Origin of the sequence: Meiothermus sp. QL-1 (genome assembly GCF_003351145.1) — a bacterium.
GTDB lineage: Bacteria > Deinococcota > Deinococci > Deinococcales > Thermaceae > Meiothermus.
On sequence record NZ_QQSV01000003.1, the window covers coordinates 190,715 to 204,030 of the forward strand.

Sequence of the window (13,316 nt, forward strand, 5' to 3'; positions counted from 1 at the left end):
GTGGGCTCTTGGAGGTAAGCTCTCGTAAATGAACCCAGCCGGGCCTGGCATTGTGCTAGGGTGGCCTTTGGTAGGGGGTGGGCGTTGCTGGCTTCGATGAACACCTGGTTGGCAGAGGAGCGGGTGGGGCTTGCAGCGGGTATAGGGGTGCTGTTGGGCTACGCTCTGGTCTTCCTCGAGCCCGAGCGCCTGGGGCCCCACCCTTTCCTGTTGGCCTCGCTCGCTTCGGCGGTGTTGGGCTGGCGGCTGGGCCTTAGGGTCGCGCTGGTTTTGGGCTTGCTTGGCCTCCTGTTGCAGGCCTGGTGGCTGGGTTTGCGTCTGCCTGCTTGGGGGAAGGAGCCGCTGGAGTCGGTTTACTTCCTGGCCGGAGGGTTGTTTCCCTGGCTGGCAGGCCTCATCCGTTACCGCTTCGTGCGCAAGGTCAAGCCGCCGGCGGAGCCGTTGGCGATGGAGGAGCGGCACACCGAACTCACCCTGTTCTCGCGGGTGGGGGATGAGCTGGCCCGCGACCTCGAGCCCCTGGGCCTGGTACGGGGGGTGGTGGATACCCTGTGCCAGCACCCCCGCTTCGAGGGGGTGGCCGCGTATAGCCCTGAAGGAGGTGGGCTTCGTCTGCTCTGGGCAGGGGGTAGGCCAGTTCTGCCGGACCGCTTTGATGCCAGCCACGAGGCCGTTCTGCAGGCCGCCCGTTCAGCTAGGAAGCGGGTGGTGCCACTGGGCGAGGACCGGCTTCTGGTGGTGGTGCCCCTGCCGGTGCAGGGGCGGGTGGAGGCAGTGCTGCTCGCGGTGGGTCCGGCAGCCGAGATCAGCCCCCGGGACTTGCGCTTTTTGGAGGGGGTGGCGGCGCAGCTCAGCCTGGCCATAGACCGTTCCCGGGCCTACGAGGCCCTGCACGAGCAGGAGACGCTCTACCGCACCCTCTTGGAAACCCTGCCCGATGGGGTGGCGCTGCTGGACGGTTCTAGACTGCTTTACTTGAACCCTGCGGGGCTGCGCGGCCTGGGGTATGCGCAGCTAGAGGAGGTGGTGGGGCGGCCGCTGGCCGACTTCGTTCACCCAGAGGACCTGCCGCGGGTGGCCGAGCGCCTTCAGCGCATTCTGGCCGGTGAGCCCGACCAGGCCGAGGAGGTCCGGTTGGTGGCTGCGGATGGGCGCGTTCTCGAGGTCGAGGTCCATGGGGTTCTGGTGCAGCTTCGGGACCAGAAGCAGGTCATGATCTCCATTCGGGATGTAGGGGAGCGAAAGCGGCAGCAGGCCCGCATCGAGTATTTGGCCTACCACGATCCCCTGACCGGTCTGCCTAACCGGCGCAAGCTCTGGGAGGAGGCCGAGAAGATGCTGCTGCCCGACCGCCGTCGCCGCGACACCCCGGCCCTCATTTACCTGGACCTGGACAACTTCAAGCTGGTCAACGATACCCTTGGCCACCCGGCAGGGGACGAGCTCCTGTGCCAGCTTGCCCAGCGGATCCGGGAGGTGCTGCGCCAGAATGACCTGCTGGTGCGCATGGGAGGGGACGAGCTGGCGGTACTTCTCCCCTCGGCCAACCGTGAGGCTGCGCTCGCTGCGGCCCAGCGCATCAGCAGGGTCTTCCAGCAGCCCTTCAAGCTGGGGGGACAGGTTGTCTACGCCCAGGCCAGCCTGGGGGTGGCCCTCTATCCTGAGCACGGTCAGACGCTGGATGAGCTGGCCCGGGCTGCCGACGTGGCCATGTACCAGGCCAAGCAGAGCCGCACAGGCATAGCTGTTTACGACCCGGCCCTGGACGTGAACTCCCTCGAGCGGTTGAAGACCATCCAGGAGCTGCGCAGAAGCATCCAGGAAGGCCAGTTTCTCATCTGGTACCAGCCTATCCTGGCCCTTCCTGAGCAAAGGGTGGTCAGGTGGGAGGCCCTGGTGCGCTGGGAGCATCCTGTTCGAGGTTTGCTGAGCCCTATGGAGTTCGTTCCCCTGGCCGAGGAGTCAGGGCTGGTGGGCGAGCTCGATCTGGTTGTGCTGCGCCAGGCTGTGCGCGAGCAAAAGCGGCTCAATAGGGGTCTGGCCGTTAACTTCTCTGCTTCCACCCTTGCCCATCCCCACTGGGTGCGGGAGGTGGTGCGGGCGCTGGTGGAGGAGAATCTGCCCCCGGAGTTTTTGTGGATAGAGATCACCGAATCGGCCTTGCTGCCGGAGCGGCAGAGGTGGTTGGCGGGTCTGGTTGCGCTGCGGGGTTTGGGGGTTCGGGTGGCGCTGGACGATTTTGGGATGGGTTACTCCTCTCTGGCCCACCTCAGACAGCTGCCAGTAGACCTTGTCAAGATAGACAAGAGCTTCGTGAAGGGTGTAGGGCGCGATTCGGCGGCCGAGAACATTCTGAAAGCCACGCTGCAGCTGGCCCAGGCCTTTGGCTTGAAGACCCTGGCCGAGGGGGTGGAGCGGCGCGAGCAGCTCGAGTGGCTGGCCCACCACGGCTGCAACTATGCCCAGGGCCACTACATTGGCCCACCGCTTTCCCTGCAGGAGGCCTTGAGCAGGGGTAGGGCTCTGTGACTGTTGCATTTTTATGCATTTCGTAATAATATTCAAACAAGCAGCGGATGCGCTGCTTGACACCCGGCCAACAAACCTTGTAGACTCCGGGCCAAGAAACTTACTTCAGGGTTAAGTCCGCTCCGGTGAGGGCGCGAACCTTCTTGGCAGCAAGAAGGTTTTTTCTTTGCTGCGAATAGCTACGGCTAGCGAAAGGAGGGAACGTGCAACCCACCAGGTCCGAAGAAGCTTTGCGCGAGCAGTATCCGCCCCTCACCGACCATGAAGCCCTTGTAGAGGCCCACCGCTGCCTTTACTGCTACGACGCACCGTGCACCCAGGCCTGCCCTACCCACATCGACATCCCTAAGTTCATCAAGAAGATTGCAACCGGCAACCTTCTGGGTTCGGCCCGCACCATCCTCGAGGCCAACCTGATGGGGGCCACCTGCGCCAGGGTCTGCCCGGTGGAGGAGCTCTGCGAGGGGGCCTGTGTGCTGGGGGCGGAGCATCGTCCCATCATGATTGGCCGCCTCCAGCGCTACGCCACGGACTACGTCTACGAGCGGGGTATCGATGTCTTCAAGCCGGGCCCTCCGACAGGTAAAAGGGTGGCGGTTATCGGGGCTGGGCCCGCCGGTCTTACCTGTGCTGGGGAGCTGGCCAAGCTGGGCCACCGGGTTACCGTTTACGAAAAACGCGAGCTGCCCAACGGCCTTTCCACCTACGGCATCATCGGGCTGCGCGAGCCGGTGGAGGTGGCGCTGGCCGAGGCCGAGATGGTGCGGCGGCTGGGGGTGGAGATCAAGACCCAGATGGAGCTGGGGCGGAATCTCGCCTGGGATGAGGTGCGAAACAGCCACGACGCGGTTTTCCTGGCCGTGGGGCTGGGTGCGGTGCCGAAGCTGGGCATTCCCGGCGAAGAGCGGATGGTGGATGGCCTTGGCTACATTGAGGCCTCCAAGCTGAATCCCCGGGCCCTTCAGGTGGGCCGGGAGGTGGTGGTGGTGGGCGCGGGGAACACCGCTATAGACTGTGCTACCATTGCCAAGCGTTTTGGGGCGGAACGGGTGACCATCGTTTACCGCCGCACCGAGCGGGAGATGACCGCTTACCCCCACGAGTACGAGTTTGCCAAGAAAGAAGGCATCGAGTTTCGCTTTCTAACCCAGCCGGTGGAGGTGCTGCTCGAGGCGGAGCGGGTGGTGGGGCTTCGGTGCGTGCGGATGCAGCTTGGCGCGCCAGACGCCTCCGGCCGGCCCGCACCGGAGCCGGTGGCAGACTCGGCGTTCGTCATCCCCTGCGATCAGGTGGTGAAGGCTATTGGCCAGGAGAAACCCGCCATAGCCCAGATGCTGGGCTTGGCGACCGAGGGAGGGTTCATCAAGGTGAACCAGGACTACGAGACCAGCCTGCCCGGGGTGTACGCCGGGGGCGACTGCATCCGTGCTAGAGGGTCGGCCTCTACGGTGATGGCTGTGCAGGATGGCAAGCTGGCGGCCTTTGCCATCCACCGCAGGCTGGTGCAGCAGATAGGCATGGCTGCGGACTAGGGAGAGGAGTAGGTATGGCCGACTTGTCGATTAACTTTGCCGGTATCAGGTCCCCCAACCCCTTCTGGTTGGCCTCGGCCCCTCCTACCAACTCGGCTGCACAGGTACACCGGGCCTTTGAGGCGGGCTGGGGTGGAGCGGTCTGGAAGACCATCGGGGCCCCGGTGCTCAATGTCTCCAACCGCTATGGGGCCTGGCACTACGGGGGCCAGAGGATGCTGGCCATCAACAACGTGGAGCTCATTTCCGACCGGCCCCTCGAGGTCAACCTCAAGGAGATCCGCGACGTGAAGCGCCACTGGCCCGACCGGGCGCTGATTGTCTCGGCCATGGTCGAGTCCAAGCCCGAAGCCTGGCGGGATATCGTCATGCGCATCGAAGATACCGGAGCCGACGGCATTGAGCTCAACTACGGCTGCCCCCACGGCATGAGCGAGCGGGGGATGGGCAGCGCGGTGGGCCAGGTGCCCTCGTACTGCCAGATGATAACCTCTTGGGTCACCGAGGTAGCCCGAATCCCGGTAATCGTCAAGCTCACCCCCAACGTGGCCTCGGTGGTGCCGCCGGCGCGGGCGGCTTTGGCCGCGGGGGCCCATGGGCTTTCCCTCATCAACACCATCAACTCCATCATCGGGGTGGACCTGGATACCCTGGAACTCGTTCCCAACATCGGCGGCAAGGGAGGGCACGGGGGGTATGCCGGCCCGGCGGTCAAACCCATCGCCCTACACCACCTTTCCTCGCTAGGGGTGGACGAGGAGGTGAGAAGGCGCGGGGTGCCCATCTCCGGCATGGGGGGCATTACTACCTGGCGTGATGCCGCTGAGTTCTTGCTGCTGGGTGCAACCAGCCTGCAGGTTTGCACAGCGGTGATGCACTACGGCTTTCGTATTATCGAAGACCTGGTGGACGGTCTGAGCGCCTGGATGGATGCCAAGGGCTTCAAGACCATCGCGGATGTGGTGGGCAGGAGCCTGCCCCGCATCTCCGATTTCAACGACTTCGACCTTTCCTTCCGCGCTGTGGCGCGAATCAACCCCGACAAGTGCATCAAGTGCAACCTGTGCTATGTAGCCTGCCACGACAGTGCCCATCAGTGCATCGACCTGGTGGACGCCCAAGGACAGGTGGTAACGCCTTACCGCTACGATCCTCGTTCCAACGGAAAATACCAGGCCCTCAGCGACCGCCCGCAGCCGGTGGTGCGCGAGGAAGACTGCGTGGGTTGCCGCCTTTGCCACAACGTTTGCCCGGTGGAGGGCTGCATCGAGATGGTCGAGGTGCCCTCGGGCCGGGCCCCGGTGACCTGGCGGGAGCTTACCGAGCAAAGGCGCGAGGTAACCGAGGACTGGGCCGCGATGGAGCGCTACCGCCGGGAGGTGGGCATCGAAATTCACTAGCCCCGAGGTGGTCCGGCGTCGCTGTTTGCCAAAGCTGGAGGATGGGTATGGGGTTGTTGGTCAAGAACGGCGAAATCGTCACCGCCGATAGTCGTTATAAGGCCGATATATACGCCGAAGGCGAGACCATTACCCGCATTGGGCAGGACCTGGAGGTTCTACCCGGCACCGAAGTGATAGACGCCACGGGCAAGTATGTGTTTCCGGGCTTCATTGACCCCCACGTGCACATCTACCTGCCCTTTATGGCCACCTTTGCCAAGGACACCCACGAAACGGGCTCCAAAGCGGCGCTGATGGGCGGCACCACCACCTACATCGAGATGTGCTGCCCTAGCCGCAACGACGATGCCCTCGAGGGCTACCAACTCTGGAAGAGCAAGGCCGAGGGCAACAGCTACTGCGACTACACCTTCCACATGGCGGTCTCCAAGTTCGACGAGAAGACCGAGGGCGAGCTGCGAGAGATTGTGGCCGACGGCATCAGCTCCTTTAAGATCTTCCTCTCCTATAAGGGCTTTTTTGGGGTCGACGACGGCGAGATGTACCAGACCCTAAGGCTCGCCAAGGAGCTGGGCGTGATTGTGACCGCCCACTGCGAAAACGCCGAGTTGGTGGGGCGCCTGCAACAAAAACTCCTCTCTGAGGGCAAGACCGGCCCCGAGTGGCACGAGCCCAGCCGTCCGGAGTCGGTGGAGGCCGAGGGCACCGCCCGTTTCGCCACCTTTTTGGAAAACACCGGGGCCACCGGCTACGTGGTGCACCTTTCCTGCAAACCGGCCCTGGACGCCGCCATGGCAGCCAAGGCCCGGGGGGTGCCCCTTTACATCGAATCGGTCATTCCGCATTTTCTGCTGGACAAGACCTACGCCGAGCGGGGCGGGGTAGAGGCCATGAAGTACATCATGTCGCCGCCCTTGCGCGACAAGCATAACCAAAAAGCCCTGTGGGATGCGCTGGCGCAGGGCTTCATCGACACCGTGGGCACCGACCACTGCCCCTTCGACACCGAGCAGAAGATGCTGGGCAAGGATGCCTTTACCGCCATTCCCAACGGCATTCCGGCCATTGAAGACCGGGTGAATCTGCTTTACACCTACGGGGTGAGCCGGGGTAATCTAAACATTCATCGCTTCGTGGACGCCGCCAGCACCAAGCCTGCCAAGCTCTTTGGTCTTTTCCCTCGCAAAGGCACCATCGCGGTGGGCAGCGACGCCGACCTGGTGGTCTACGACCCCAGCTACCGGGGGGTCATTTCGGTGAAAACCCAGCACGTCAACAACGATTACAACGCCTTTGAAGGCTTTGAGATCGACGGCCGGCCGGTGGCGGTAACGGTGCGGGGTAAGGTGATGGTGCGGGACGGGCAGTTTGTGGGAGAAAAGGGATGGGGGCGGTTTCTGCGGCGTGAGCCAGTGTACTTCTAAAGAAACCCAGTCTCTTTTCGGATATTTATGCATTCAGTGATGAGACCCCCAACCATGAGTCTCCAAGGAAAAACTATGATGCCGGCGAAAACCCCCGCCAACCAGTCCGATCGCACCTTAGAAGCCCCGCTCGTTTCGGTAGAAAATGTCTCGATGGTATTTCCCAACGGGACGGTGGCCCTCAAGGATGCCTGCCTCGAGGTCAGGCCGGGCGAATTCATCAGCCTGATCGGCCCCTCTGGTTGTGGCAAGACCACCCTGCTGCGCCTGCTGGCCGACCTGATAAAACCCACCTCCGGGCGCATACAGATTGGTGGCAAAAGCCCCGAGGAGGCCCGCAAAAGCCGGGCCTACGGCTACGTTTTCCAAGCGCCTACCCTGATGGAGTGGCGCACGGTTATCGCCAACGTGATGCTGCCTCTGGAAATCATGGGTTTTCCCCCGGCCGAGCGCAAGGCCAGGGCCGAGCGGATGCTGGCTTTGGTGGGATTGGAGAGGTTTGCCCGCCACTACCCCTGGCAACTTTCGGGGGGGATGCAGCAGCGGGTGAGCATTGCTCGGGCCTTGGCCTTCGACCCTCAGCTCCTCTTCATGGACGAGCCCTTTGGTGCCCTGGACGAGATTACCCGCGAGAACCTGAACCTGGAGCTCTTGCGGCTCTGGCGCGAGACCGGTAAGACCGTCCTCTTCGTGACCCACTCCATCCCCGAAGCGGTCTTCCTCTCGACCCGCATCGTGGTCATGACCCCCCGTCCCGGCAAGATCGAGACGGTGATTCCTGTGGATTTGCCCCAGCCCCGTACCTTCGAGACCCGAGAAATGCCGGAGTTTTTCCGCATTGCCACCGAGGTGCGCGAGGCTTTGCGCAAGGGGCATGGGTATGAGGTGGAGGCGTGAGCCGTCTTTCGCCCAACCTGGTGCCCATGCTGGTGGTGGCCTTGGCGGTGCTGGCCCTGTACTGGCCCATCATGTACCTGGCCAACATACCGGCGGCCCAGCGGGCTTTGGACACGGGGGCGGCGCTGCCCTGCAAGACTGCTTTTGAATGCGCCACGCAGCTACGCAGCCCGGTGTTGCCCTCGCCGCAGCAGCTCTGGAACGGCTTTTTGAACCTGATGTTCCCCTTGAATTCCCCCAACGCCATTCCCCTAAACGCCGCGGTGACGGCCCTCGAGACCCTGGTGGGCCTGTTTTTGGCCGCGCTGGTGGGCTTATTTTTTGCCATCGGGATTGTGGCTTCCCCGGCCTTCGAGCGTTCGCTATTGCCTTGGATTGTGGCCTCGCAGACCGTGCCCATCATTGCGATTGCCCCCATGCTGGTGGTGGTGCTGGGCCAGTATGGGGTGCAAGGCTGGGTGCCCAAGGCAATTATCGCAGCCTACATAGCCTTTTTCCCCATCACCATAGGGATGGCCAAGGGGCTAAAGAGTCCAGACCCCCTAGCCCTCGACCTGATGAAGACCTATCACGCCAGCCCCTGGCAGACCTACCTCAAGCTGCGCTTTCCCGCCTCGCTGCCCTACCTGTTCACTGCCTTCAAGGTAGCCACGACAGCGGCCCTGATCGGGGCGATTGTAGCCGAGATATCCACCATCAGCTTTCAGGGTATCGGCAAAATGCTCGCCGAGAACTCCCGGGCCTCCGACGTGGTGGGGATGTGGGTGATTATGCTGGCCTCGGCAGCCTTGGGGATTTTGCTGGTGGCGCTGGTGGGGGGGTTGGAGCGTCTCCTTACCCCCTGGCGGCAGCCTAGGTCCTCCCTCGAGCGGCCTAGGGTTCCTCGAGCCCAGCCGGAGGTGGGGGTATGAGGCCGGCTGGCTTAGGCTGGGGTCTTTTGGGGGTGGGGCTGGTCCTGCAGCTTGGGTTTATCGCTCGCTGGTGGTCAGAAAGCGAGGTGGCCCCCGGAGGGCTTCGCCTCTTGATTGGCCTGGGGGCCTTGCTGATGATTGGGGGCCTGGCCCGGGTGGCCCCTGGGTTTGCTCACACCCGCAATCCGGTGCTGGGCTTTGTCCCAGCAGCCCTGACCTTGCTGGCCTTTCTGCTTACGACAGAGGCCCTTCTGCGGGCCTACCAGGTGCCCCCGGGCCTGATTCCCACCCCCACCCAGGTGCTCATCACCTTGCACGAAGTGCGGGACGTGCTGCTGCAGGACGCCTACCAGACCGTGGTCAAAGAGGCTTTGGTGGGCTATCTGATCGGCTGCGCCCTAGGGCTCCTCACCGCTTTGCTGGTGAGCCGGTACATCTTTTTGGAACGGGGCTTTTTGCCCTATGCGACCCTTTTTAGCAGCATTCCCATTGTGGCTTTGGCCCCGGTGCTGGTCAAGATGATGGGCATCGACTGGCCGTCCAAGGCGGCCATCTGCGCGATTACGGTTTACTTTCCGGTGGTAGTGAACACCTTCCGCGGCCTCACCGAGGTGAGCCCGATGGCGCTGGACCTGATGCGCTCTTACGCGGCTGCTGAGGTGCAGCAGTACCGCTGGCTCAGGCTGCCCAACGCCCTGCCCTTTATCTTCACTGCCCTCAAGCTCGGCACCACCCTGGCCATGATTGGGGCCATTGTGGGCGAGTTCTTCGGGGCCAACGGCCAGGGGCTGGGTTTCCGCATCCAGATTGAGGCAGGGCGATTTGGCTTCGACATCGTCTGGTCGGCTATCATTGTGGCCTCGGCAGCGGGAATCGCCTGGTACGGGCTGGTGGTCTGGCTAGAGCGGCGGCTCACCGGCTGGCATGTTTCGTTCAGGGGGGGTTAGACCCTTGGCGAGAGGAGGTGGGAGGAAGCCAAAAAGCAATCGGTTCTCGGCCACCGGCTCAGCGTCTGGCAAGGAGGTGTCCATGAGGAAGAGGCTGTTTTTTGCTGTACTGGCGGCGTTTTTGTTGACTTCGCTGGCAGGCGCCCAGCAAAACCTTGTGCGGGTCAACCTGCAGCTCAAGTGGTTCCCTCAGGCCCAGTTCGCCGGGTTTTTCGTGGCCAAGGAGCGGGGCTTCTACCGGGCTCAGGGTCTGGACGTGAACCTTTTGCCCATTGGCGACCAGTCGCCCATCCAGGTGGTGCAGTCCGGGGCTGCCGACTTCGGTACTACCTGGATTGCTGACCTGCTTACCGCTCGCGAGCGGGGCATTCCGGTGGTACACATCGCCCAAATATTCCAGCGCTCGGGTTTTACCCTGGTAGCGCTCAAATCCACCGGCATCAGGGATATCTGCCGGGATATGAAGGGCAAGAGCGTGGGGGTCTGGCCCTCGGGCAATGAGTACCCTGCGGTGGCCCTGTTCCGCAAGTGCGGCCTGACCAGCTCGCTTGACCCTAGGGTCACCAACCCCGATGTGACCGCGGTGACCTATCCCTTCGACCCGGCCTTGGTTTTCCCCGACAAGGTGCAGCTTGTATCGGCCATGATCTACAACGAGGTGAACCAGATTGCCGGGCTGGGGTACGACGAGACCAAGGTGGATATCTTCAAGCTGGCCGATTTGGGCATCAACCTCCTGGAGGACCTGCTCTTTACCACCGAACGGGTCCTGAACGACCGCAACTTTAAGCGCTCGGGGCTAACCGGTCGCCAGGTGGCCGCCAGGCTCATCCGGGCCACCCTGCAAGGGTGGAACTGGGCGGTGGCCAACCAGGCTGAGACGGTGGAGAAGTACGTGCTGCCCTTCTGCGGTACCACCTGCAAGGGCTCGGGCACCCGGGCCGATGCCAAGGAGCACCAGACCTGGCAGATGGCCGAGGTGGCCAAGCTCTACAATGCGGGGGCCACCACCAGGGGCTTCGCCGGCTTTTTGGTGCCGGCCGACTACCAGGCCTCGGTGCGGATTTTGCGCGAGCAGGGCATCCTGACCCGCGAGCCGCCGGCGGCCACGGTGGACTACGGCCCTTGGGAGGCCGCCACCGGCAAGCGGGCGAGGGACTGGAGGTAGTTTGTGAGCAGGCTGGGGGCGGCTTGGGGCGCCCCCGGTTTTGCTGGGAGGTCGGAGGTGGGTGTGCTCAACCCTCAAAGGACCATTGCCGAACTCAAGGAGCTGCGCGAGCTTACTGCCGACGAGAACGGGGCCTGGCGGGTGGCCTGGGCGGATACTTGGCTTAGGGCGCGGGAATGGTTCAACCGCAAGCTCCAGGACCTACCTGTCGAGCAGCACTACGACGCAGCCGGGAACAACTGGGTGACGCTCAAAGGGCAAAGCGAGAAGGCCCTTTTGATCGGGGGCCACCTGGACTCGGTGCCGGGCGGAGGCTGGCTGGATGGCTGCCTGAATGTGTTAGCCGGCCTCGAGGTGCTGCGCCGCATAGCCGCAGAGTTTGAGGGCAACCCCCCCGTCACAGTTAGATTAGTGGACTGGGCCGATGAGGAGGGGGCCCGGTTTGGCCGGAGCCTGCTGGGCTCCTCGGCCTTCTCGGGCACGCTACAGCCCGAGTTGGAAAAGGACCGCACCGACAAGGATGGGGTTCGCCTGGAGGAAGCCCTCCAGCGTTGCGGGGTGGAGCTGGACCGGATGCTGGAAGCCCAGGCCGAGCAGAAGAACGCTGCGGCCTACATTGAGCTCCATATCGAGCAAGGGCCGGTGCTTCTGGACATGGGCCTGCCCTTGGGGGCGGTGCTCGGCACCTTCGGGGTAGAGCGGCACGCCATCACCTTTTGGGGCCAGGCGGCCCACTCTGGCTCCACGCCCATGCACCGGCGCAAGGATGCCTTTTTGGCTGCGGCCAAGATGGCCCCTGAGGTCTACCGCATCGCCGAGCGTAACGGTGGGGTCTGCACCATTGGAAGCTGCGTAACCAAGCCAGGGATTGTGACCAGCGTGGTGGAGGAGTGCACCATCACCCTCGACCAGCGTCATTTGGATGCGGCCGCCCTAGCCCGGCTCAAGCAGGAGGCCTGGGAGGCCAGCCAGCGCTTCGCCCAGGAAGGGGGCCTGCCGGAGCCAGAGTGGCGGACCATCTGGCGCATCGAGCCCATCCTATTTCACCCCGAGCTGATTGAGCTATGCGACCAGGCTATTCGCGAGGTAGCTGGGGTCTCGCATCGCCTGCCTTCAGGGCCCCTACACGACGCTGCAGAGGTGGCTCGAGCGGGTATTCCCACGGTGATGATGTTCGTGCAGAGCCTGCACGGTATCAGCCACAACAAAATCGAGGACACCGAGGAGGCCCACCTGGAGCTTGCGGTGCGGGCCTTTGACCGGCTGGCCGACAAGGTTATGGCTTGGATACTGCGCTGATAGCCGTGGCCCTGCCCACCCTGCGTCAGGTTCTAGAGCTGCCCGCATTCGCTGGAGCTGAGCTGCTCTCAGGGCAGGGGCGGCTCGAGGCCCCCATCACCTGGGTGCACGTGGCCGAGGTGCTGGATGTGGCCCGGCTGCTCTCGGGGGGAGAGCTTTTGCTTTCCACTGGCCTGGAGCTTGCCCGGGCCGCACCGGAGACCCGGGTGGCCTATGTGCGCTCGCTGGCCGAGGCCGGGGTAGGGGGGCTTGGGCTCGAGCTGGTGCAGTGGCTGAAGGAGGTGCCCCCCGAGATGCTCCAGGCCGCCCGCCTGCTGGACTTTCCCCTTTTGGTCTTCCGCCAGGAGGTGCGCTTCGCTGAACTCACCCGGGCCGCCCACGCGCGGATCTTGCGGCCAGAGGTGGATGAGGAGGAGCCCCTGCTGGAAGGGCTTTTGGAGGCCCTCGCGGAAACTGGCCGGGCCAACCGCTTTGTGGAACGGCACCTGGGGGCCCTGCTGCGCCTGCCGCCCCGCCCCCAGAGCACCCTTTTGGCTACTTTGGAAGCGCTGCTGGCCTGCCAGTTCAACATCGCCGAGGCAGCCCGGCGGCTTGGGGTAAGACGGCAGAGCGTCTACTACCGTCTGGAGCAGCTCCGGGGGATGCTGGGCGAGCTGGAGAGCCCTGAGCGGCGGCTGGGGCTTTGGCTGGCCCTGGAGCTGCGCAAGCGGGGCGGCTAGGCCCTTTTTATTCTCACCCGCTGGGCTCAAAATGGAAGCATGCCACTCCTGGTGTGCCCGAACTGCCAAAATGGCATGAATGAGGTGGTGCGTAGCGGCGTGCACATCGACGTCTGCCCCAAATGCCGGGGGGTTTGGCTCGATGGGGGCGAGCTGGAAAAGCTTTTGGGCCAGGTGCGGGCCTACGAGGCCGAGTACGAGCGGGCCTTGGAGGACCACCATCGCCGCGCACATCGCAATCCCTACGATACCGACGATGACGAGTACTACCGCCGCCATAAGAAGAGGAGCAGGCTCTCCCGGCTCTTTGACCTTTTCGACTAGGCCGGGTATACCCTATCATGGGTAAAAATTGGGCAGCGCCGCTACCGGGAGAGACTGGCTTGCCAGCGCCGAAGGAGCAACCGCCCCGGAAACTCTCAGGCAAAAGGACCGTAGCGGCCTAATCTGGAGAGAGGCCACCGGCCCGCCGAAGGGATAACACTCT

Annotated in this window: 11 protein-coding genes and 1 riboswitch; all 11 genes read left to right on the forward strand. The window is 63.6% G+C overall.

All coding sequences use genetic code 11. The features are described 5' to 3' along the window. Positions 1–96 precede the first annotated feature (96 nt). The 11 genes from DV704_RS05685 (at position 97) to DV704_RS05735 (ending at position 13,153) form a co-directional block, all read left to right on the forward strand. The gene (locus DV704_RS05685; protein ID WP_233498258.1) at positions 97–2,529 is read left to right on the forward strand and encodes a bifunctional diguanylate cyclase/phosphodiesterase; all 2,433 of its coding nucleotides are present in this window, start codon (positions 97–99) and stop codon (positions 2,527–2,529) included. A 203-nt stretch (positions 2,530–2,732) separates the two neighbouring features. After that, positions 2,733–4,061, forward strand: a complete 1,329-nt coding sequence (locus tag DV704_RS05690; RefSeq protein ID WP_199489941.1) for an NAD(P)-dependent oxidoreductase — start codon at positions 2,733–2,735, stop codon at positions 4,059–4,061. A 14-nt stretch (positions 4,062–4,075) separates the two neighbouring features. After that, a complete protein-coding gene (gene preA / locus DV704_RS05695) occupies positions 4,076–5,461 on the forward strand; it encodes an NAD-dependent dihydropyrimidine dehydrogenase subunit PreA (RefSeq protein WP_114798599.1) in 1,386 nt (461 codons plus the stop codon). A 47-nt stretch (positions 5,462–5,508) separates the two neighbouring features. Then, the gene (gene hydA / locus DV704_RS05700) at positions 5,509–6,888 is read left to right on the forward strand and encodes a dihydropyrimidinase (protein ID WP_114798600.1); all 1,380 of its coding nucleotides are present in this window, start codon (positions 5,509–5,511) and stop codon (positions 6,886–6,888) included. Between the two features lie 153 nt (positions 6,889–7,041). Beyond that, a complete protein-coding gene (locus tag DV704_RS05705) occupies positions 7,042–7,785 on the forward strand; it encodes an ABC transporter ATP-binding protein (RefSeq protein ID WP_233498259.1) in 744 nt (247 codons plus the stop codon). After that, positions 7,782–8,696: an ABC transporter permease gene (locus DV704_RS05710; protein WP_233498260.1), complete on the forward strand. Its 915-nt coding sequence runs from the start codon at positions 7,782–7,784 to the stop codon at positions 8,694–8,696. Before DV704_RS05705 ends, DV704_RS05710 begins: the two co-directional genes overlap by 4 nt. Next, positions 8,693–9,643 (forward strand): ABC transporter permease, encoded by a 951-nt coding sequence (locus DV704_RS05715; protein WP_114798602.1) that lies wholly within the window; start codon positions 8,693–8,695, stop codon positions 9,641–9,643. Before DV704_RS05710 ends, DV704_RS05715 begins: the two co-directional genes overlap by 4 nt. An 82-nt stretch (positions 9,644–9,725) precedes the next feature. Beyond that, complete coding sequence (locus tag DV704_RS05720; RefSeq protein ID WP_114798603.1) at positions 9,726–10,811, forward strand: ABC transporter substrate-binding protein; 1,086 nt, start codon at positions 9,726–9,728, stop codon at positions 10,809–10,811. A 63-nt stretch (positions 10,812–10,874) separates the two neighbouring features. Beyond that, complete coding sequence (locus DV704_RS05725) at positions 10,875–12,110, forward strand: Zn-dependent hydrolase (protein ID WP_114798604.1); 1,236 nt, start codon at positions 10,875–10,877, stop codon at positions 12,108–12,110. Then, positions 12,095–12,829 carry a PucR family transcriptional regulator gene (locus DV704_RS05730; RefSeq protein ID WP_233498261.1) on the forward strand — a complete coding sequence of 245 codons (735 nt, stop codon included), beginning with the start codon at positions 12,095–12,097 and terminating at the stop codon, positions 12,827–12,829. Before DV704_RS05725 ends, DV704_RS05730 begins: the two co-directional genes overlap by 16 nt. Before the next feature lie 39 nt (positions 12,830–12,868). Next, positions 12,869–13,153, forward strand: coding sequence for a zf-TFIIB domain-containing protein (locus DV704_RS05735; RefSeq protein WP_114798606.1), 285 nt, complete (start codon positions 12,869–12,871; stop codon positions 13,151–13,153). Between the two features lie 34 nt (positions 13,154–13,187). Then, a riboswitch (glycine riboswitch) is annotated at positions 13,188–13,274 on the forward strand. The last annotated feature ends 42 nt before the right edge of the window (positions 13,275–13,316 follow it).